The sequence below is a fragment of the Corynebacterium sp. CTNIH16 genome (assembly GCF_032821655.1).
GTDB classification, from domain to species: domain Bacteria; phylum Actinomycetota; class Actinomycetes; order Mycobacteriales; family Mycobacteriaceae; genus Corynebacterium; species Corynebacterium marquesiae.
Window position 1 is genome coordinate 26,270 of record NZ_JAVBIG010000003.1, and the last position, 20,948, is coordinate 47,217.

Consider the following 20,948-nt stretch of genomic DNA (forward strand, 5'->3'; position numbering starts at 1 on the left):
TAGCTAGGCCTCTAGGTGGGCCGTTACGATGTCGTCGATGAGCCGCGCCGCTGCCTTGGCGGTGCGGTTATCTATGTCAAAGGTGGGGTTGAGCTCGACGACGTCCACCAAGGCCAGCTTTCCAGTCCGCGCAATAGCTACGGCCATGGCGCGGATGCGCTCATAGCTCACGCCCAGAGACGCTGGGGCGGATACGCCCGGCGCGGTGGACGCTGGCAAAACGTCGAGGTCGATGGATAGGTGGACCTTGTCCTTGCCCTCCGTGGCGCGGGCAGCGAGCTCGCCGCACTCGGCCGGGGAGAGGTTAACGAGCTCTTCGTCCAGAGCGATGGCCACGCCGAGGGACTCGGCTTCGTCGAAAAGCACTGCGGTGTTATTGGGGCGGGAGATACCCAGCACGGTGTAGTCGAAGTCATCGGTGAGCTCTGAAATCTGCTTGAACGGGGTGCCGGAGGTGGCGTGGTCCGCGCGGCGTAGATCGAAGTGGGCGTCCAGGTTGATGATCTTGGTGGCGCCCACAGCGCGGTAAAGGCCGCGGTGCGAGCCGAAGGCGGTCTCGTGCCCGCCGCCCAAAATGATGGGGAGGGTGCCGGCCTCGACGAGTTCCCGCACCTTGTTAGAAAGCGCGTCGTGGGCGCCGTCGAGGTCATCGGCCTGGGTGGTAATCGTGCCGGCGTCGGCAAGCGCATGCCCATGGTGGACCGCCAAGGAACCCAGCGCGGAACGCAGCGCGGCTGGGCCTGCGGCTGCACCCTGGCGGCCGCCATTGCGCAGCACGCCTTCATCAGACGCAAAGCCTAGGAGGGTTACTGGGGCGGGTGATTCGGTGGACTGATTGATAACGCTATGCCAGCGGGCATGTTCTGGGCCTGGGCCATCGGAGCGGCCAGACCATTCGGGGGCGGGGGTGAAAAGTTCAGCTTTTTCTGTGTTCATGGTTTTCGATGTTAGGCGGCGAGTTACATTAGCGCAGCGATGCCGTAGGCAAACGGTGCGGCGATGATGGTGGACAAAATGACGCGCTCGAACCAGATTATGATGATGTTCTTAATGCTCAGTGGAATGTCCGTGGCCAGCACGGAAGGCACCATAGAGGAGAAGAAGAATACCTGGGAGACTGAGACCATGGCGATAATAAGCCTCAGGACATCGGATTCCGCGCCGGCAACCAAGGTGGCTGGTAGGAAGAGCTCAGATAGGCCAATGGCGAGGGCTTCGGAGCCAAGGCCCGGATCCGGTACTCCCAAGATCCACAGCACTGGGTAGAACAGGTAGCCAAAATAAGTAAAGAACGGGGTGTAGAAGGCCACTACCAAGCCAAGGAAGCCCACGGACATGATGCCTGGTAGAACCTGCATGGTCATGAGCAGGCCATCGCGGAAGTTGTGCCACAGGACCTTCCAAAGCGGTGGCGAATCACGGAGAACTGCCTTTGCTTCTTCCCAGGCAGTGTGCGCACGGCTGTCATTGACCTCGGATTCCGGGTTGGGTTCCGCGCCGGGGTAGTAGTCCTCCGGGATGGTAGCGATGGGTGGAATGCGCACCATTATTACTGTCACCAGGAAGGTGACGATAAGGGTGGCTCCGAAATACATTCCCCACACACTCATAAGGTCAAGGGCGCGGGCGATGACCACCATGAATGTGGCGGAGGCGGTAGAAAATCCAGCAGCGATGATGGCCGCTTCTTTCCCGGTATATCCACCGGCCTTATACACGCGGTTAGTCACGAGCAGGCCTAGCGAGTAGCTGCCGACGAAGGAGGCCACTGCATCAATAGCTGAGCGCCCAGGTGTTTTGTACAGCGGCCGCATGATGGGCTGGACCCACACGCCCATGTACTCCATGAGGCCGAATCCAACCAGTAGGGCGAGGAAAATGGCACCCACAGGGATTAAGAGGCCCACGGGGATGACTAGTTTATTGAGGAGAAATGGACCGAGGTCTTCTTCAAAGATGAAGGCGGGGCCGAAATTAAACACCAGCATGGCCGTGATGAGCACCGCCAAGATATTCAAGAAGGCGAAGACCATGCGTGCGGCAGAGGACTTCCATGTGCCCGTGGCAAATGGGGCGATGGCACCGGCAACGATGAGCAGCAGCACTACGTACTTGGAGCCGCTACCTAGGGTGTCAGAAATCCAACCCACCAGGTGATCGAGCAGGATGGTGTTTTCTCCTCCGAAGGGAAAAGGGACGAAGAAGGCGAAGATGCCGAGTCCGCTATATACAAAGAATCGCCAGGTGTTTTTCACTGGAGGGGTGGAGGTTTTAGTGCGAGGATTTGTGGTGTCAGTCATGGTGTTTCCATTTCAGAATCATCCGCGCACCGGCTCAGCGAGCCATTCGGGGATATGGGCGTTGTGCTCTCCTAGTTGCGGTGCTGGCTCCGGCTGGCGGGAGCCAGTCAGACGCAGGGGAGAGCTTAAGGTAGTAAATCCATCGGATTCGGTAAAGAGAACTTCGCGTTCAGTGCCTACATCTCCGTGCAGGGCTTCGTCAACGGAATGGACCGGCGCGGTGGGAACCCCGTGTTCTTGGAAGAGGGCGAGCGCTTGCTCGACGGTCTTGCCCCGCAGGGCGTCCTCAATAATGGAGCGGACTTCTTCGCGGCGCTCTTTGCGGGCGGGATTGGAGTTGTACCGCGGATCATCGACCATGTATTCCAAGCCCAAGGCGCGAGTCAGGCATCCGAAGAGCTTCTCATTCAAGATGGCGATGACCACCTCACCGTCATCCACACGGTAAGTACTGAAGGGGACGGTCATGGCGTGGTCGCTACCAACGGCCGTGGGTACCTCTTCTTCATACAAGTCTCGCATGGCCACTGATTCCAGAATGGATACCAAGGAATCAAACATGGCGACGTCAACGTGCTGTCCATGGCCGGTGCGATGGCGCTCCTGCAAGGCGCCGAGCGTGCCGATAGCACCATAGAGTCCGGGGATCAGATCTCCCAGACTGATGCCTACACGGGTGGGGCGCCCGCCTGGCCAGCCGGTTACAGACATGATTCCGCTCATCGCTTGTGCCACAAGGTCATAGGCAGGGGCCTTGCTCATAGAACCGCTTTGGCCAAAGCCACTGATGCTGGTGACGATGAGCTGCGGGTTGAGTTCAATAAGGGATTCTGGAGAAATGCCCAGTTTTTCCATTACGCCGGGCCGGAAGTTTTCTACCAGTACGTCGGCACGCTGCACCAACTCGCGCAACGTGTTCAAGTCTGCCTCTTCTTTGAGGTTCAAGGTGATGCCCTTCTTAGACCGGTTAAATAGCCGGTAGTAGGCGGAGTCACCTTTGAAATCTGGGCCAAAATTGCGGGAGTCATCACCCCAGGGGGTTTCGATTTTGATGACCTCGGCCCCTAAGTCAGCCAGAATCATCGAGCAAAAGGGACCTGCCAGCACGCGTGACATATCCAGCACGCGCAGGCCTTCGAGGGAGTGTGGGTGTCCAGTATCGACCATGGGGGAGCTCCTTTCCGGGGAAGTGGTTTAGACAAAGGCGGAAATGCCGGTGATGGAACGGGCAGCAACGAGTTGGTTGATATCGAAGGTGCCTTCGTAGGAGTAGATTGCTTCGGCATCGCAGAAGTGCTTGGCGGCGGTGTAGTCAGAAATGATGCCGTTTCCGCCGAGGAGTTCGCGGCCAAGTGCGGCGGACTCGCGCATCAACTTGGATACGTGTGCCTTAGCTAGTGCAGAGTGCTCGCCGCGGGTGTCTCCCCGGGCCTCCAGGCGAGTAAGGGCCGCCATCATGGATTCGGAAGCGATGAGGTTGCCCAAAATGGTGGAAAGTTTGGACTGGTTAATCTGGAAGCTAGCCAGTGGCTTTCCAAATTGATTGCGCTTGCCGGTGTAGTCCAAGGCAGTATCCAGTACACCCATTTGCAGTCCTACTGCTTGCCAGCCCACTGTGGAGCGGGCGGACTTCAACACCTTGTTGGTGTCTTTAAAAGTATTGGCGTGGGCCAGCTTGTAATCATCTGGAACAAAGACGTCGTTAAGCGTGATATCGGCATTTTGCACAGCGCGAAGCGCAATGCGGTTGCGCATGAGGGTGGCTTTGTAGCCTTCCCAGGAGGTATCGACGAGGAACCCCTTGACGTGGTTGTCTTCAGGATCGCGTGCCCAAACTACGACGTAATCGGACCAGGTGGCGTTGCCGATCCAGCGTTTCGCACCGTTGAGGATCCACCCGCCGTCGACCTTCGTGGCGGTGGTGGACATATCTTGCGCGACGTCGGAACCGGCATCCGGCTCGGTGATGGCGAAGACGCCGGTTTTCTTTACCGCGTAGATGTCTGGGAGTTTCTTTACCGCGTAGATGTCTGGGAGCCACCGCTCCTTTTGCTCCTCGGAAGCGAGCAGCTCAATGGATCCCGTGAACAGACCATCCTGGCCACTGAAAAACGTTCCGACGGAGGCATCGGCGCGGTGAATTTCCGCCGTGACTAGACCAGCCAGCAGATGGGAGCGGCCTTGGCGGCGAACCAAACTGATGATGTCGAGTTCTTGGATAGAGGGGAGTAGCTCGTGGGGGAATTCGCAGCGATTCCAGTAGTCGGTGGCGATGGGGCGAACCTTGTCGTGGGTCCAGTCGCGGACCTTGTGGAGAATCTCAAGTTCTTCCGCGGGTAGGTCCTGTTCGAATCCGTAAAAGTCTCCGTCTGGGGAGCGGCCGGGCATAGGGTTCTCCAATCCAATAAGTTAGACAACACACATTCGGTGACAGAATGTAACCTGTAACACTCTGTGTGAGATAGACTACGGTGAGCGGAATAGGAAAGCACTAGTCGAATCGGGTGGAAAGTCTTGTATATGAGACTGTTAAGAGGTAAGTTATTTCTGTACGTTAATAGTTATTTCTATAGTGGAGGCGGTTGACCGTGGCTAAATCTCATGTTCCAGCGGCGAGAAACGTGCTCGCTATCTTGCGGCTGCTTTCCACTATTGATGTCCCAATCTCTGCCAGTCGCATCCGTTCTGAACTGGACCTTCCCCGCTCGTCCACTTATCACTTGCTTAATGAAATGGTGGAATCCGGATTCGTGGTGCATATTGAGGAAAATCAAACCTACGGACTTGGTCTTGCGGCATATTCCATGGCTTCGGCTTATTCGACCCAGCAGCCCCTCGTGCGCTTGGCGACAAACCAGCTGCGCGACATTGCCACTTTCGTGGCTGGCTCCGGGCACATCGCCCGCATGTCTGGTGCTGAAATTGTCTACCTGCAAGAGGTTCGCGCGCCGGGCGCTGTGTCTCTGGTGACGGATAAGGGGGTTCGATTGCCGGCCTATAAAACTGCTTCCGGAAAGATCATGATGGCTTTTCAGTCGGAGGGTGAAGTGCGTGCTGCATTTTCGGATAAGGGGGCATCTGCCTATTTCGCTCCGTATAAAAAGCAGGTAGGAACCTTGCGTGCGCGCGGTTGGGCGGAGGAGAGGGAAGAGGTATCTAAGGGGCAGGCCACGGTTGCGGTGGCAGTCAAGGACCACCTCGCCCGGCCGTCGGCGGCGTTGGCGGTCACGTTTTCCATCACGGAGGAAAACCGTGCCAAGGAAGCCGTGGTGGTTGACCGGCTGGCGCTCTTGGCAGCAGAACTTTCGCGTCGCATTTATGGCAAGAAGGCGGCGGATTAACGACTGAGCCCTCGCATGGTGAAAATATGATGTAGCATACATCTATCGCGTTGGGTTGTCGCGCGACACATTTTTGATTATTGATCCCTACTCCAAGGAGTTTTTGCCATGCCTAGCGCCTACCCAACCACCGTGACTGTAAATGTCGGCGCACTGAGCATCGAGGATGTCGTTGCCGTTGCCCGCTATGGGGCGAAGGTGGAGATTGCGCCCGAAGCCTTAGAAGAGGTGGCCGCCACCCGCGAGCGCGTAGAAGAACTCGCGCAGGATCCCACCCCGGTCTATGGCATTTCCACTGGCTTTGGTGCGCTCGCTCGCCGCCATATCCCAGAAGAGATGCGTGCACAGCTGCAGCTTTCCCTGGTGCGTTCGCACGCTGCGGGCACTGGCCCAGAGGTAGAAGAAGAAGTTATCCGCGCACTGATGCTGCTGCGCCTGTCCACCTTGTGTACCGGCCGCACCGGCGTGCGCCCCGTGGTGATAGAAACCTATGCCAAGGCACTGAACGCTGGCATCGTTCCGGTGGTGCGCGAGTATGGTTCGCTGGGCTGCTCCGGCGATTTGGCACCGCTTGCTCACTGTGCACTGGCCCTGCTGGGGGAGGGAGAGGTGCGTGTCAATGGTGAGCTTAAGGACGCGGGCGACGCCCTGGCCGCGGCCGGCATCGAGCCGCTGCAGCTGCGCGAGAAGGAAGGCCTAGCGCTTATTAACGGCACCGATGGCATGCTCGGCCAGCTCTGCTTGGCCATTACTGACCTGCGCGCGGCCGCAAAGACCGCCGATATTGCCACCGCCATGTCTGTGGAAGGGATGCTCGGCACCCTCGTGGTCTTTGCCGATGACCTGCAGCAGCTACGCCCGCACCCGGGCCAGGCTGATGCCGCGGCCAATATCCTCCAGGTAGCCGAGGGATCACAGATCTTGGAAGCTGCGCTCGAGGAGTTCAAAAAGAATCAGGTACAAGATGCCTACTCCGTGCGGTGCGCCCCGCAGGTAGCGGGCGGATTCCGCGATACCTTGGCGCATACCACCCAGGTGGCGGAGCGCGAGCTGGCCGCCGCGGTGGATAACCCGGTGGTAACCAAGGATGGTCGCGTGGTCTCCAATGGCAACTTCCACGGCGCGCCAGTTGCCTATGCGCTCGATTTCCTGGCTATTGTCACCGCGGACTTGGCCTCCATTTCCGAGCGCCGCACCGACCGCTTTCTGGACCCGGCGCGCAACCGCGGGCTGAATGCCTTTCTTGCCGACGACCCCGGTGTTGACTCCGGCCACATGATTGCCCAGTACGCTCAGGCCGGCATCGTGAGCGAAATGAAGCGCCTAGCCAACCCATCTTCGGCCGATTCCATTCCTTCTTCGGCCATGCAGGAAGACCATGTGTCTATGGGGTGGTCCGCCGCTCGCAAGCTGCGCAAGGCCGTGGATGGCCTACAGCGCGTGCTCGCTGTAGAGATCCTCACCGCCGCCCGCGCCATCGACATGCGCGAGGGCACCCCGGCCAAGGGAACCGGCGCGGTGATTGAGAAGCTGCGCCAGACTGTGGACGGCCCCGGCGTGGACCGCTACCTGTCCCCGGAAATCGAGGAGACTGTACGCCTAGTCAAGGAAGGCGCTCTTATCGACGCCGTCGAGGACGCTACTGGAAAGCTGCGTGGTTAATATGTCGACCATTTCCTGGCATCCGCAGACCGAACCTAACCCCTTGCCATTTTCGCCCTTTAAGGCGAGCACGGTGCCACGACCTATTGGTTGGCTCTCTAGCGTCGACGGCCAAGGCCGCGAAAATATCGCTCCCTATAGCCAGTGGCAAAACCTCACCTTCGATCCGCCCATGGTGATGTTTTCGGCCAACCAGTACCCGGATGGTCGCCGCAAGGACACGGTCCTCAATGCGGAAGAAACCGGCTGGTTCGTGTGGAATATGGCCACCTATGACCTACGCGAGGAAGTCAATAAATCCGCCCAGGTGCTCGACTATGGCGACAGCGAGTGGGACCGCCTGTCCGTTACCAAGGAATATGCGGACAATTACCGCATTCCCATGGTGAAAGAATCGCCGGTGAAGTTCGAGTGCCAGTACAAGACCACGCTGCGCGTGCCTGGCAATTCCAAGGTGGGCAGCATCGACCTCGTGGTGGCGGATGTCAAGACCATTCACATCGATGAATCCGTCATTGACGAGGACGGCAAACTGGACATCCTCAAAATTAAGCCCATCGCGCGCATGGGCTACTTTGACTACACCGTGGTCACAGAAAAATTCGAGATGCGCGTGCCCGGTTCCGACGAGGCCGCGCGCGCCGGACTAGAGGGCAGCGTGTAGCGCCTGGGCCATTGCCATCTGGCCCGCGTGGGTGGGGTGCATGGGGAAGGAATTGGTCTCCTGGCCTGTGAAATCCACCCACGGTGAGGGGGAGCAGGCGGTGTGGTCTAGGGCGGCGTCGGCAAGCACGTAAGTAGCCCCGTTGCGCTCGGCGGCCTCGCGCACCGCCTGGTTGATGCGCTCGATGGACTCTGCCAACCATTCCCGGTCACTGGCCGGGATTTTTTCTATGTAGGGGCAGGTCTCCCCGTGCTTGATAAGGGGGAGGTAGCCGGTGGCAAGGACCTTCGCATCGGGGGAGCGGTGGTGGATTTCCTCATAGACCTTGTCGAGCCGGCGGGGGAGATCGCGAATTTCCAGGTCTATCTGCGGGCCGGATTCCGCCTGGCAGATATCGTCCGTGGCGCACTGGGTAAGGCGCACGAAGCTGGCGTCATTGCCGCCGATGGACAGGCTCACTAGGTCGGTGTCTTCCTGCAGGGCGTCCACCTGGGCGGGGTGCTCTCCGGCCGAGGAGAGTACGTCGAGGGTGCTAGCGCCCTGGCAGGCAACATTGGTGAGCTTCGCATCCATCTCCTCGGCCGCGAGCTCGGGGTAGGAATCTTGTGCGCGTACGCAGGTATTGGGCGGATCTAGTGGCAGCGTGGTCGATCCCATGGCCGCATAGGAATCTCCCAGCGCTACATAGTGGGGTGGCTGCGGTTCCTCGGCAGGGGTGGAACAAGCGGCGAGGAGGGCCGCGGAAAGGAGGGGGATGAACCGGCGCATGCAGGCCATCGTAGATCATTCCGCGGGTGTCTCATATACGAGACAGTTAGGGCTAATGTGTCATGGTACACAGAGCTGCGTCACAGTACCTTATGACATGTGACGCCGAGCAAGTCCTCGGGGACAGCCCCGGGAAACCGGCCTAGGGGGCTTGGGAGGGCGTCGGAAAAGCACGACGAAAGGAAGCCATGTCTCAACCACGCGAAGTACGCGCGCCGCGCGGAACCGAATTGTCCGCCAAGTCTTGGCAGACCGAAGCGCCCTTGCGCATGCTCATGAATAACCTCGACCCCGAGGTTGCCGAGCGCCCCGAGGACCTCGTGGTCTACGGCGGCACCGGCCGTGCAGCGCGCAGCTGGGAAGCTTTTGATGCCATCGTAGAATCCCTCACAGACCTCGAGTCCGATGAGACGCTGCTGGTGCAGTCCGGCAAGCCGGTGGGCATCTGGAAGACCAATGAGTGGGCACCGCGTGTACTTATTGCTAACTCCAACCTCGTGGGAGACTGGGCTAACTGGGAGCACTTCCGCAAGCTCGAGGATGAAGGCCTGATGATGTACGGCCAGATGACGGCCGGCTCGTGGATCTACATCGCCACCCAGGGCATCCTGCAGGGCACCTTCGAGACCTTTGCGGCCGTGGCTAAGAAGCGCTTTGGCGGCAGCCTGGCCGGCACCTTCACCCTGACCGGTGGCTGCGGTGGCATGGGCGGCGCACAGCCGCTGTCTGTCACCCTCAACGGCGGGGCCTGCCTCATCGTGGACGTGGACGAGACCCGGCTGAAGCGCCGCCAGCATAAGCGCTACCTCGATGAGGTGGTCACCGACCTCGATGAGGCCCTCAAGCTGGTCCTCGAGGCAAAGGAAAACAAGAAGCCGCTGTCTGTCGGCCTGGTAGGCAACGCCGCCGAGGTCTTCCCAGAGGTTTTGCGCCGCCAGCGCGCCGGGGAATTTACCGTCGACATCGTCACGGACCAGACCTCTGCACACGACCCGCTGTCCTACCTGCCTTCTGAAATTACCGTGGAGGACTGGCATAACGAGGCCAAGGCCGACCCAACCACCTTTACCAAGAAGGCCCGCGAATCCATGGCCGCTCAGGTCCAGGCCATGGTTGAGTTCCAAGATGAGGGCGCCGAGGTCTTTGACTACGGCAACTCCATCCGCGATGAGGCTCGCAAGGCCGGCTACCAGCGTGCCTTCGAGTTCCCTGGCTTCGTTCCGGCCTATATCCGCCCGCTCTTCTGTGAGGGCCTAGGCCCCTTCCGCTGGGCCGCGCTCTCCGGCGACCCAGAGGACATCAAGGTCACCGACCAGGCGCTCAAGGAGCTCTTCCCAGATAACGAGCACCTGCACAACTGGCTTGACGCTGCCGAGGAGTATGTCGAATTCGAGGGTCTGCCGGCACGCATTTGCTGGCTGGGCTACAACGAGCGCCACAAGGCCGGCCTGCTCTTCAACGACTTGGTGCGCGAGGGCAAGATCAAGGCGCCGATCGTCATCGGCCGCGACCACCTGGATTCTGGCTCCGTGGCATCCCCATACCGCGAAACCGAGGCCATGCTCGATGGCACCGATGCCGTGGCTGACTGGCCGCTGCTCAATGCCATGACTGCCGTATCTTCCGGCGCTACCTGGGTTTCCCTCCACCACGGCGGTGGCGTGGGCATGGGCCGCTCCATCCACGCAGGCCAGGTCACCGTTGCAGACGGCACCGAGCTCGCCGCGGCCAAGTTGCGCGCGGTGCTCACTAATGACCCGGGCATGGGCGTTATCCGCCACGTCGATTCCGGCTACACTCGCGCGAAGGAGGTCGCCGATGAGCGCGGCGTCCGCATTCCAATGGAATTCAAGGCAAGGGACTAGATGAGCACACTTTTTACCGGCATTTCAGAACTCCGTACGGTCAGCGAGCGCGGCACGCTTAACGACGCCGCAATTATCGCCCAATCCGGCACCATCGCCTGGGTCGGCCCAGCCTCCGAGGCGCCGGCGGCCGACGAGAAGGTGGACCTGGGCGGCCGTGCCGTCCTGCCCGGCTGGGTAGATTCGCACACCCACATGGTCTTCGACGGTGACCGCTCCGCCGAATTCGAGGCCCGCATCTCCGGCGGTTCCTATGAAGCAGGCGGCATCGCGGTGACCATGGACGCCACCCGCCAGGCCGGTACCGACCGCCTGGACAAGCTGGTGGCGGATCGCGTGGCCGCCGGCCGCCGCGGTGGCACCACCACCTTCGAGACCAAGACCGGCTACGGCCTTAACACCGAGTCCGAGGTGGAGGCCGCCAAGGTAGCCTCCCGCCACGTCGATGACGTGACCTTCTTAGGTGCGCACCTGGTCCCGCCAGGGGCAGATGCGGAAGACTACCTCGACGAAGTGGTTGGCCCCATGCTCGAAGGCGTTGCCCCCTACGTGCAGTGGATCGACGTCTTCTGTGAGCGCGGTGCTTTCAACGAGGAACAATCCCGGCGCGTGCTGGAGGCCGGCAAGAAGTTGGGCCTTGGCCTGCGCGTGCACGGCAACCAGCTGGGCGAAGGCCCGGGCGTGGCCCTAGCCGTCGAACTGGGCGCGGCCTCGGTAGACCACGTCAATCACTTGAGCGACGAGGATGTCGAGCTGCTGGCTAACTCCGATACCGTGGCCACGATGCTGCCGGCTTGCGACCTATCCACGCGCGAGCCGCTCGCCCCAGGCCGCACGCTTCTCGACGCCGGCGCTACCCTCGCCATTGCCTCCAACCTTAACCCCGGCACGTCCTATACCTCCTCGATGAACTACTGCGTGACCACCGCGGTCCTGCAGCAACACCTCTCCGTCGATGAGGCCATTCACGCCGCCACCACCGGCGGAGCGACTGCCCTGCGCCGCCACAACGTTGGCAATGGCCTCGACCCGCAGGGGCGCCCCGCTAAGGGCACCATTGTGGAGGGCGCCGCAGCGGACCTGCACGTGCTCGACGCCCCCAGCGCCGTGCACTTGGCCTACCGCCCGGGCATGCCGCTGAGCTACCGCACTTTCGTCGCGGGCGCTTAGGATATGGAGTTTGGGGCGGCAATCGCGTAGGGTTGGTGAAGCAATGAGCATTACCGATAACGCCACCGGCGGCGTCAACGAGCCGGAAGATTTTAATAAGTCGGAATCTCAGGACAACTCGCAAGGTGTCACCAAGGACACCAGGGCTGCGAATACTTCTGAGGACACCGGCGCTGAGTCCCAAGATTCAGCCAACGACAATTCCCAGGGGTTCGCGCATCTTGGCCTGCCAGAGAAAATTCTGGAGGCCGTTGCGAAAGTAGGCTTCACCAAGCCGTCCCCCATTCAGGAAGAAACCATCCCGATCTTGATGGAAGGCCGCGACGTAGTCGGCCTCGCCCAGACCGGTACCGGCAAAACCGCAGCCTTCGCGCTGCCGGTTCTGTCGCAGATTGACACCAAGGCCCGCCATCCGCAGGCACTCGTGCTCGCCCCAACCCGCGAGTTGGCCCTGCAGGTGGCGGACTCCTTCCAATCCTTCGCCGAGTCTCTCAAGGGCATCGAGGTGCTGCCTATCTACGGCGGCCAAGCCTATGGCATTCAGCTATCCGGTCTGCGCCGCGGTGCCCAGGTCATCGTGGGTACCCCGGGTCGAGTCATCGACCACCTAGAGAAGGGCTCGCTGGACCTGTCCCAGCTGCAGTTCCTCGTCCTCGATGAGGCCGATGAGATGCTGAACATGGGCTTCCAAGAAGACGTCGAGCGCATCTTGGAGGACACCCCGGACCGCAAGCAGGTGGCGCTTTTCTCGGCCACCATGCCGAACGCTATCCGGCGCCTCTCTAAGCAGTACCTCGATAACCCCGCCGAGGTCACGGTGAAGTCCGAGCGCCGCACCAATGACAACATCACGCAGCGCTTCCTCCTCATTCCGCACCGCGCAAAGATGGATGCCTTCACCCGCATCCTTGAGGTCATCAATTACGACGCCATTATCGTCTTCTGCCGCACCAAGCACGAGACCGAAGAGGTAGCCCAGACACTGCGTGACCGCGGTTTCAGCGCCGCCGCCATCAACGGCGATATTGCGCAGGCGCAGCGTGAGCGCACCGTCGATCAGCTCAAGGATGGCCGCCTAGACATCCTCGTGGCTACCGACGTCGCCGCCCGTGGCCTCGACGTCGAGCGCATCACGCACGTGGTCAACTTCGATATCCCGAACGATACCGAGTCCTACGTGCACCGCATCGGCCGCACCGGCCGCGCGGGCCGCTCCGGCGAAGCCATCCTGTTCGTCACCCCGCGCGAGCGTCGCATGCTGCGCTCCATCGAGCGCGTGACCAACGCTCGTCTGGAAGAGATGGACCTGCCGTCCGTCGATGAAGTCAATGAAAAGCGCAAGGAAAAGTTCGCGCAGTCCATTACCAACTCCATGGACAATAAGCAGGCGGACTTCTTCCGCACCCTGGTGCGCAAGTATTCCGAGGACAATAACGCGGCTATGGACGACATCGCTGCGGCCCTTGCCGTCATGCTGCAGGACGGCAAGAACTTCCTAATGGAAGACAAGCCGCTTCCCAAGCCGAAGCGCGACCGCGACCGCCGCGACGATCGCAAGCGCGATTTCAAGGGCGGCGGCAACGGCCGTGGTCCTAAGCGGCCGGACGGAGACTTTGAGACGTACCGACTGGACGTGGGCAAGCGGCAAAATGTGCGCCCAGGAGCCATCGTGGGTGCTATTGCCAACGAGGGTGGCCTGTCTGCCAAGGACTTCGGCCGTATCACCATCGCGGTGGGCCATACCCTGGTTGACCTGCCAAAGAACCTTGACCCGGCAGTACTGGACCGACTGAAGGATACCCGCATTTCCGGCCAGCTGATCAAGATTCAAAAGGACACCGGCCGCCCGCCACGCCGTGATCACGGCGGCGGACGCAAGCGCGGTGGACGTTGGCGCGACTAGCATTTTCGACTCAATGGGCCTCTTCGGAGGCCCATTTTTCTCGCCCTTTGACCTGCGGTTTTACTATAAACGGGGGTAGGGTGTCGGAGGGGTTTTGTATACTGAAAGCGCAAACATGTTCTAGAGAAACTTCTGCGGGGAAAGTCCATGAATGCGCCTTACTTTGCCAATACCAATCCAGCAAATTCCACCTCACAAGCAGCTACAGACATCCGCAAATCCGAATACCTCCTATGGAAGCGCCTGCATCCAGACCCGGATGATGATATCGAAATAATTAGCCAATCACTGTCGGATCTCACCGGAACGCGGCAGTCCCGAATTAGAAATATTATTTTCGCCTTTGAGCGATTACAGGAGCTGCCGCGCCTTAAAGCCCGGCAGGAAGAGCTTTACCACTTAGATTTAGACCGGTTAATTACTATTGACCAGACGCTGTCCAAGTTGGGCGAGATTGGCACCGAACAATGCCTGCTTATCGACGCCGAATTAACCACCTACCTCACCCCCAAACGCCCCAACCAAAAATTACCGTCCCATCGCAACCTGCGGCGAAAGCTGCGGGAGCTCATTGTCCGCCTTGATCCGACCATCGCCGCACGCGACCCGCGGCGCAAAGAGACTTATCACCTCGAGCCCACGGGCGGGGAGTGGGCCGCAGTTTGTCTCGATGTCGGCTTAGAAACTGCCGAGATCATTGATCGAAATATTCGCGGTGTGGCCGCGGAGAAGGACATTCCTTTGGCGCAAGCGGCGATCGAGTTGCTTACTGGCGCGGCTGAGGCCAAGGCAAAAGTGGTGCTTAATATGTACCGCTGCGACCTGCCGGATGCTCCTGCTTTCGTCCAAAACCTGGGTTGGGTTTCGCCGGAGGTTGCGGATGACATGCAGTCGCGCGCCACGACCGTGCGCGACATGGATGCAGCAGCGGAGGATGAAAGCGGAAACTACGTCACACCGCCGCATATCCGCGCCTTTGTGGAAGGGCTCGATGGAACCTGCCGGTGGCCTGGATGCACGCGGCCGGCGATGGCTTCCCAGATGGACCATCGACACGATTTTGCCGAAGGGGGTCCTACCTCTGCAGCAAATTTGACCTGCCTTTGTCAACACCACCACAACATAAAGACCGATGGACGGGCCTTCTATATTAAGGACCCGATTAGCGGGGACGTCGTCTGGCTCTTTGAGGATTCCACTTGGGTCTATGACGAGGCTAGCGGTCCTCTTGCGCCGAAGAACCGGCGGTGGGCACAGACGGTGGCGCAGGCGACGCGGCGGCATCGAGAAAATGCGCACGAAGATGCACAAAAGTTGAAGGAGGAGCTCAAAAACGAGAAAAGGGACAGTGAAGACACTGTCCCAGAAGAATAAATGGCTTCTTAGAAGGCCACTTAGAAGTTGACGTACATCAGGATAAGGCAGACAATCCACAGCAGGTTGAACACGCCGCCGAATGCGGATAGTGGCTTCTTAGCAGCTGCATAGTCAAAGGTGGAGTTGGATTCTAGGGCCGTCAGGGACTTCTTCTGCTTCGGCAGAATAACGAAGAACAACAGGCACCACGCGATGATGGCCACGAGGATAGCGATGTGGAAATTGACCGCGGACTTGTAGGCGTCGATATCGGAAAGGAATACGCCGAGGCCCAGGATAGGCACGATGGCGGAGATGTAGCCGTAGGTATTGGTGATGTTGTGTAGAACGCGGGCGGAGCCAAGGGCTGCTTGGTCACCTTGTGCTGCCTTCGCCATTTGGGTCTGGTAGGAGGAAGTGGATACACACACCGGGCCAATCAAGAGGATGGCCGCGGCCACGTGGAGGAATACAAGGAAAGAAGTCATTGAAAGAACCCTTCAATCGCGGAAAGTTGCCACGTCAACCCTAATCAATTTCCAGTCAGGAGGGCTAACCGACATTGCCTTTGCATCGCGCGTACATCCTTGGAGGGTAGAGGAAGGGAGTACTTGCGGGCGATGTCGGCGAGGCGGCGCGAGTAGTCGCAACGGTTGGCCGGGGGAAGCCATTCCGCAGGGAGGGAATCTGACTTTTCTTGGTTGAGCTCACGGCTGGTGGCTACGAGGTTGAGCGGATCGTTGCCAAAGCGGACCTTGGTTTCGCGGTCCCACTCGGAAGCACCCATGTCATAGGCCGCGGAGAGGGGAAAAATGTGGTCGATCTCAATAGGGGAGGTAGCAGGAATAGTGGTGCCACTGTAGGGGTCATAGAGAGTTCCGCTACGGGCATGGCAGCCGTGGAGGGGATCGCTGGCCTGGCTTTCTAGAATGATCTCGCGCGTGGTGCAGGCACCGTGGGGCTGCCAAATGCCGAAGTCTTCGCGGTTGTAGCCGGTGGTCTCGGGCCGGGCTGGGAGGGTAGCTACATCAAAACGTGGAAAAGGCCACGCATACCATGCGCCGATAAGGACGGTGACGCATGATAGCGCGGCCAGGTAATAGGACTTCATGTCCTATTGGACTGCGCGGAGTCCGCGTTGGTTCCGACTATTTATCGGTGACCTTCTCTGCTGCTTCCTCGAAGTCGAGGTTGGAGTTATTTTCCACGAGCTTGGCCAGCTTGGTGGACTCTTCAAATTCGGCCACAACCTCTGGCTTAGGCTCCTTGGTGAGCTTGGCGACAATAACTGCCACGATGAGGGCCAGGAAGAAGCCTGGGACGATTTCATAGAGGACGTCGGAAAGCGGAGACATACCCCAGCCAATAGCAACGATGGCACCGGTAAGCATGCCGGCAATGGCACCGGCGGAGTTGAGGCGCTTCCAGTACAGGGAGAGCAAGATGATCGGGCCGAAGGCAGAGCCGAAGCCTGCCCAAGCGAATCCAACCAGACCCAAAATGGAGTCAGATGGGTTGATTGCCAGCAGGGCGGCAATGACCGCGATAGCTACGATGGCGGTGCGGGAGAGGTTGATGAGGACCTGCTCGCCTGGCTTCTTCTTGGCAAAGATGAGGAAGAGGTCCTCGATGAGGGAAGTAGAGACGACGAGCATCTGGGACGACATGGTGGACATAATGGCGGCTAGAACCGCGGTCAGGACGAAGCCTGCGGGCAGTGGGTGCATCATGGCCTGCGCCATATCCAGGAAGATGGTTTCGAAGTTTTCCTGGTCGGTGATGCTGTGGCCGGTCTGGGTGAAGTAAACGGTGCCGGATAGGGCGACGAAGATAGCGCCGATGACGGATAGTCCCATCCAAGTTACGCCGTAGAAGCGGCCTTGGCTGGCGTCGGAAGGCTTACGCAGCGCCATGAAGCGGACCACGATGTGCGGCTGGCCAAAGTAGCCCAGGCCCCAAGCCAGGTTGCCGATGATGACGCCAGCGGAAACGCCCGCGAACATAGAGAAGTAGTTGTCATTTTCCACTACGCCATCGGTGCCATAAGGATTATCTGCGGCAAACGTGAAGATCGAAGACGGATCGCTGAGAGAGACAATGGCCATAATCGGCACGATCATCAGGGCGACGAACATAAGAACGCCCTGGACGACGTCCGTATAAGACACCGCCAAAAAGCCGCCGACGAAGGTGTAGAAGATGGTCACCGCAGCGATGACGAGCATGCCGGTGAGGTAGTCACCACCGAAGGTGGACTCGAAGTAGCGGCCACCGGAAACCATGCCCGAGGAGACGTAGAAGGTAAAGAAGAAGATAATGATGGCTGCGGAGATGATGCGCAGCAGGCGGGACTTATCGTGCAGGCGGTTTTCAAAGAAGGACGGCACGGTGATGGAGTTGGCCGCGATTTCTGAGTAAGAACGCAGGCGCGGTGCGACCCACTTCCAGTTAGCCCAGCAACCGACGAGCAGGCCGATGGCCATCCACAGCTCGGACATACCGGAAAGGAATAGAGCACCGGGCAGGCCCATCAGTAGCCAGCCGGACATATCGGATGCGCCAGCAGAAAGAGCCGCTACGAATGGGTGCAGGCCACGGCCGCCCAAAACATAATCGTCATATTGGTCGGTTTGTTTGTAGCTCCAATAGCCAATGGCTGCCATTGCGAAGAGGTACACGATCATCGCAATGACGTACCAAGTTGAATCTTGCACGTTTTACTCCTTGTAGTGATCTGTAGGACATACCCACGTTAACGAGGTCACAAGGTTAACCCAAGCGAGAATACAGGTGTGGCGCATATCTCCGTATGGATTTTCTATCGTTCAACTGGGAAAAGGGGAGAACATAACGAGCATGTAACAAAATGGGAAGGGCTGCTATGCTGGCGGTTATGGCTTCTTACCTCGTGCATGGACTGTGGCTCCCCGTTACGGGACTTAGTCTATGGATTGAACAGGTAGAAGGGCACAAGATTGTCATGCCCAACGCCGTTCCTGAAGGCACCTTCCCGCCGGCGGTGGAGTCCATCTTGGCGAAGAAATCCTTCCGCAACCGAGCACGGGTATCGCTGCGCACGCCCAAGGGTAAGGATGTGTCCTTGATGGTGCCGATGGCAATGTTCGGCCCAGAAGAGGCTGTGGCGGCGCTTGCTCAAATGGAACACCTGAATCACAAGCCGCCCGCCACCATCGCGCCGGATCTCCAATGGCTGATCCATGCTTACAGCGGGCTGTGCAAGTTCGTGCGCGCCGGGCGCGTGACCTTCCGGCTTGCTTACCAAGCCAATGAGTGGTTCCCCATGTGGCAGCTGGCCTCCGGCCTGGGTGAGCGCGGATGGCTTGCGGAGATGATGGCAGCTGCGCCGGGCATCTTGCACGTGAATAACCGGGCGCTGTCGGATGACCTGGCCGATGAGCTCACCCACTGGATTGCCTTCCGCGAGCTGCGGCCCGTGGCGGAAGCACCGCGGCCAATGCCATGGCACGAATTCGCCCGCGCGTTGCTCGATACGCGGCCGATCCGGCGTGGACGCGCGCAGCTTTTGCGCGGGCTCAATGAGTGGAAGAATTCCATTTACGAGGTAGAGCTCCAGCTGGTCTACATCGTGGAGGAACCGCTTGACGATGACCCGGATGCAGCCAAGTGGCCGGTGCGCGTGCGGGTACGCTCGGGCACGGATTCACCGCGGCCGGTGTCGGCGCAGAGTTTGGATAGGGCGAGTGTGGAAAAGCTGCGCGAGGCTCACCGCAAAGCCGTGCGCATCGCACCCACGCTGGGGGAGACCGCGCAGCTGCCGCAGCCTGGCGACGGCGACTGGGACGTCTACCTTGAAACCCACCAGCTCACTCATTTTATTACCCACGAGGTGGATAAGCTCAAGGCCAGCGGCGTGACCGTCATGCTGCCCAAGGCGTGGGCGCAGATGGAAACTAAGGCCAAGCTGGAAACCCACGAGGCCCGCGATCCGGCCGAGGCCGCCACGAAGAAGCACATTGGCATGAATAAGCTGGTGGACTATAACTGGCGCATGTCCGTGGGCGATGTGGAGCTGACCGAGGAAGAGATGGAGGACTTGGTCAATTCCAAGTCCGGCCTCATCCAGCTGCGCGGCAAGTGGGTCATGGCCGATAAGCAGGTCGTTTCCCAAGTCTCCGGCTACATGGACGCGCTGCGGGAAAAGTCCATCGCGCGCAAGAAGAAGGAGCTCGAGCAGCTAGCCGCCTCCGCGGAAATGGCCAAGCAGCTCGACCAGCCAGGGTGGGAAGCCCTGATGGCGGACGTGGAGCGCCGCCGCCAAGAATTCAATGAGGGCGGCGAGGAGCACGAACAGGTCACCGTGGCCGAACTGCGCGAGCTGGCGTTGGAGTCCATGACCCAAGAGCCCATCGAGTTCACCGGCAGCACCTGGCACACGGCGCTGCTCGGTGGGGTGGACAAGGTCGCCCCGGAACGCGTGGATATTCCCGCATCCGTACATGCGGAGCTGCGCGAGTACCAGCGCCGCGGCGTCGACTGGCTGTATTGGATGTCGCGCAGTGGCATTGGTGCCGTGCTTGCCGACGACATGGGGCTCGGCAAAACCCTCCAACTACTCTCCCTCCTTGCAGTGGAGAAGGAGCGCGGCGAGCAGACCGGCCCCACGCTCGTGGTGGCACCAACGTCCGTGGTGGGCAACTGGGCGCGCGAGGCTCAACGCTTCGTCCCAGATTTCAAAGTCATGGTGCAGCACGGCTCGAGCCGCCCGCGCGGCGAGGACTTTTTTAAGGAGGCCAGCGAGTGCGACCTCGTTATCACCACCTATGGCACCGTGGGCCGCGACTTTAATGACATGGGCGAGGTGGGCTGGCAGCGCGTTGTCCTTGATGAGGCCCAGGCGATCAAGAACTCCGCTACCCGCTCGTCCAAGGCCGTGCGCTCGCTGCCCTCAGAGCACCGCGTGGCACTGACCGGCACCCCGGTGGAAAACCGACTCTCCGAGATGCGCTCCATCCTGGATTTCTGCAATCCCGGCGTGCTGGGCACCGCCTCGTTCTTCCGCAATCACTTTGCCAAGGCCATCGAGCGCAATAATGACGAGGAAATGTCCGAGCGCCTCCGCCAGCTCACCGCGCCGTTTATCCTCCGCCGCGTCAAGACGGACCCGAATATCATCGATGACCTGCCGGAAAAGTCCGAGCAAATCCTCACCGTATCCATGACCACCGAGCAGGCCGCCCTGTATAAGGCATTGGTCAACCAGGTAAAGAAGGACCTGCAGGAGGCTACGGGCATCAATAAGCGCGGTTTGGTGTTGGCCTCGCTAACCCGTATTAAGCAGATTTGTAATCACCCCGCGCACTACTTGGGCGATAACTCGCCGGTGACGCTGAAGGGCAAGCATCGCTCCGGCAAGGTCAAAGAGCTCATGCGCATCGTGGACGAGGCCACCGAATCCGGCGAGCGACTCCTCGTCTTTACCCAGTACAAGGCCTTTGGAGATATCCTGCAGCCCTATCTGAGTGACCAGCTGGGCCGCGATATCCCCTTCCTCCACGGCGGCGTAACCAAGAATAAGCGCGACCAGATGGTGGAAGATTTCCAGTCCGAAGACGGCCCGCCGGCGATGATCCTTTCGCTCAAAGCCGGCGGCACCGGTCTGAACCTGACGGCCGCATCTATCGTCGTGCACATGGACCGCTGGTGGAATCCGGCGGTGGAAAACCAGGCGACGGACCGTGCCTTCCGTATTGGCCAGCGCCGCAATGTGCAGGTATATAAGATGATCACCGCGGGTACGCTGGAGGAATCCATCCAGGATATCTTGGACGGTAAGACGCAGCTGGCCGGCGCCGTGGTGGGCGAAGGCGAGGGCTGGCTCACCGAGCTGGACCCAGATCAGCTGGCCGCACTCATGAGCTACCGGGGGAGGGAGTAATC

16 protein-coding genes are annotated in these 20,948 nt (G+C 59.9%); 8 read left to right on the top strand and 8 right to left on the bottom strand.

All coding sequences use genetic code 11. The features are described 5' to 3' along the window. Window positions 1-3: 3 nt before the first annotated feature. The 4 genes from hutG to RAE04_RS03845 are packed head-to-tail and all read right to left on the bottom strand — an operon-like array spanning window position 4 to window position 4,688. The gene (hutG, locus tag RAE04_RS03830) at window positions 4-936 is read right to left on the bottom strand and encodes a formimidoylglutamase (protein ID WP_317026484.1); all 933 of its coding nucleotides are present in this window, start codon (window positions 934-936) and stop codon (window positions 4-6) included. 23 nt (window positions 937-959) lie between these two features. After that, window positions 960-2,300 carry a YjiH family protein gene (locus tag RAE04_RS03835; RefSeq protein ID WP_317026485.1) on the bottom strand — a complete coding sequence of 447 codons (1,341 nt, stop codon included), beginning with the start codon at window positions 2,298-2,300 and terminating at the stop codon, window positions 960-962. Window positions 2,301-2,318: 18 nt separating this feature from the next. Beyond that, window positions 2,319-3,467 carry a CoA transferase gene (locus RAE04_RS03840; protein ID WP_317026486.1) on the bottom strand — a complete coding sequence of 383 codons (1,149 nt, stop codon included), beginning with the start codon at window positions 3,465-3,467 and terminating at the stop codon, window positions 2,319-2,321. Between the two features lie 27 nt (window positions 3,468-3,494). Continuing rightward, window positions 3,495-4,688 (bottom strand): acyl-CoA dehydrogenase family protein, encoded by a 1,194-nt coding sequence (locus tag RAE04_RS03845; protein WP_317026487.1) that lies wholly within the window; start codon window positions 4,686-4,688, stop codon window positions 3,495-3,497. Between the two features lie 200 nt (window positions 4,689-4,888). On the opposite strand from RAE04_RS03845, the gene RAE04_RS03850 reads away from it, so the two are divergent. The 3 genes from RAE04_RS03850 (at window position 4,889) to RAE04_RS03860 (ending at window position 7,967) form a co-directional block, all read left to right on the top strand. Further along, window positions 4,889-5,641: an IclR family transcriptional regulator gene (locus RAE04_RS03850; RefSeq protein ID WP_317026488.1), complete on the top strand. Its 753-nt coding sequence runs from the start codon at window positions 4,889-4,891 to the stop codon at window positions 5,639-5,641. A gap of 108 nt (window positions 5,642-5,749) precedes the next feature. Next, on the top strand, window positions 5,750-7,303 hold the full coding sequence (gene hutH, locus RAE04_RS03855; RefSeq protein WP_317026489.1) for a histidine ammonia-lyase: 1,554 nt from the start codon (window positions 5,750-5,752) through the stop codon (window positions 7,301-7,303). 73 nt (window positions 7,304-7,376) lie between these two features. Next, window positions 7,377-7,967, top strand: a complete 591-nt coding sequence (locus RAE04_RS03860) for a flavin reductase family protein (protein WP_317026490.1) — start codon at window positions 7,377-7,379, stop codon at window positions 7,965-7,967. Here RAE04_RS03860 and RAE04_RS03865 read toward each other — a convergent pair. Then, entirely contained in the window at window positions 7,950-8,735 is a 786-nt protein-coding gene (locus tag RAE04_RS03865; protein ID WP_317026491.1) for an SGNH/GDSL hydrolase family protein, read from the bottom strand. The genes RAE04_RS03860 and RAE04_RS03865 overlap by 18 nt on opposite strands. 188 nt (window positions 8,736-8,923) lie before the next feature. On the opposite strand from RAE04_RS03865, the gene hutU reads away from it, so the two are divergent. From hutU to RAE04_RS03885, 4 genes are all read left to right on the top strand, one after another. Continuing rightward, on the top strand, window positions 8,924-10,600 hold the full coding sequence (gene hutU / locus RAE04_RS03870; protein WP_317026492.1) for a urocanate hydratase: 1,677 nt from the start codon (window positions 8,924-8,926) through the stop codon (window positions 10,598-10,600). After that, the gene (gene hutI, locus RAE04_RS03875) at window positions 10,601-11,770 is read left to right on the top strand and encodes an imidazolonepropionase (RefSeq protein WP_317026493.1); all 1,170 of its coding nucleotides are present in this window, start codon (window positions 10,601-10,603) and stop codon (window positions 11,768-11,770) included. It abuts the gene before it with no gap. 43 nt (window positions 11,771-11,813) lie between these two features. Beyond that, on the top strand, window positions 11,814-13,673 hold the full coding sequence (locus RAE04_RS03880; protein WP_317026494.1) for a DEAD/DEAH box helicase: 1,860 nt from the start codon (window positions 11,814-11,816) through the stop codon (window positions 13,671-13,673). Between the two features lie 147 nt (window positions 13,674-13,820). Beyond that, window positions 13,821-15,047 (top strand): HNH endonuclease signature motif containing protein, encoded by a 1,227-nt coding sequence (locus tag RAE04_RS03885; RefSeq protein WP_317026495.1) that lies wholly within the window; start codon window positions 13,821-13,823, stop codon window positions 15,045-15,047. A 20-nt stretch (window positions 15,048-15,067) separates the two neighbouring features. Here the strand turns inward: RAE04_RS03885 and RAE04_RS03890 are convergent, their stop codons facing one another. The 3 genes from RAE04_RS03890 to putP are packed head-to-tail and all read right to left on the bottom strand — an operon-like array spanning window position 15,068 to window position 17,743. Further along, the gene (locus RAE04_RS03890; protein WP_239272881.1) at window positions 15,068-15,517 is read right to left on the bottom strand and encodes a DUF2269 domain-containing protein; all 450 of its coding nucleotides are present in this window, start codon (window positions 15,515-15,517) and stop codon (window positions 15,068-15,070) included. A 44-nt stretch (window positions 15,518-15,561) separates the two neighbouring features. After that, window positions 15,562-16,140: an HNH endonuclease family protein gene (locus RAE04_RS03895; protein WP_317026496.1), complete on the bottom strand. Its 579-nt coding sequence runs from the start codon at window positions 16,138-16,140 to the stop codon at window positions 15,562-15,564. 37 nt (window positions 16,141-16,177) lie between these two features. Further along, complete coding sequence (gene putP, locus RAE04_RS03900) at window positions 16,178-17,743, bottom strand: sodium/proline symporter PutP (RefSeq protein ID WP_284786631.1); 1,566 nt, start codon at window positions 17,741-17,743, stop codon at window positions 16,178-16,180. Window positions 17,744-17,910: 167 nt separating this feature from the next. Between putP and RAE04_RS03905 the strand changes: the two genes are divergently transcribed. After that, window positions 17,911-20,946, top strand: coding sequence for a DEAD/DEAH box helicase (locus RAE04_RS03905; RefSeq protein WP_317026604.1), 3,036 nt, complete (start codon window positions 17,911-17,913; stop codon window positions 20,944-20,946). Window positions 20,947-20,948: the final 2 nt, after the last annotated feature.

Excerpts from the sequence above, each read along its gene's own strand:
- hutG (WP_317026484.1), bottom strand. The coding sequence starts at position 936 with ATGAACACAGAAAAAGCTGAACTTTTCACCCCCGCCCCCGAATGGTCT.
- RAE04_RS03835 (WP_317026485.1), bottom strand. The coding sequence starts at position 2,300 with ATGACTGACACCACAAATCCTCGCACTAAAACCTCCACCCCTCCAGTG.
- RAE04_RS03840 (WP_317026486.1), bottom strand. The coding sequence starts at position 3,467 with ATGGTCGATACTGGACACCCACACTCCCTCGAAGGCCTGCGCGTGCTG.
- RAE04_RS03845 (WP_317026487.1), bottom strand. The coding sequence starts at position 4,688 with ATGCCCGGCCGCTCCCCAGACGGAGACTTTTACGGATTCGAACAGGAC.
- hutH (WP_317026489.1), top strand. The coding sequence starts at position 5,750 with ATGCCTAGCGCCTACCCAACCACCGTGACTGTAAATGTCGGCGCACTG.
- RAE04_RS03865 (WP_317026491.1), bottom strand. The coding sequence starts at position 8,735 with ATGCGCCGGTTCATCCCCCTCCTTTCCGCGGCCCTCCTCGCCGCTTGT.
- hutU (WP_317026492.1), top strand. The coding sequence starts at position 8,924 with ATGTCTCAACCACGCGAAGTACGCGCGCCGCGCGGAACCGAATTGTCC.
- hutI (WP_317026493.1), top strand. The coding sequence starts at position 10,601 with ATGAGCACACTTTTTACCGGCATTTCAGAACTCCGTACGGTCAGCGAG.
- RAE04_RS03880 (WP_317026494.1), top strand. The coding sequence starts at position 11,814 with ATGAGCATTACCGATAACGCCACCGGCGGCGTCAACGAGCCGGAAGAT.
- RAE04_RS03885 (WP_317026495.1), top strand. The coding sequence starts at position 13,821 with ATGAATGCGCCTTACTTTGCCAATACCAATCCAGCAAATTCCACCTCA.
- RAE04_RS03890 (WP_239272881.1), bottom strand. The coding sequence starts at position 15,517 with ATGACTTCTTTCCTTGTATTCCTCCACGTGGCCGCGGCCATCCTCTTG.
- RAE04_RS03895 (WP_317026496.1), bottom strand. The coding sequence starts at position 16,140 with ATGAAGTCCTATTACCTGGCCGCGCTATCATGCGTCACCGTCCTTATC.
- RAE04_RS03905 (WP_317026604.1), top strand. The coding sequence starts at position 17,911 with ATGCTGGCGGTTATGGCTTCTTACCTCGTGCATGGACTGTGGCTCCCC.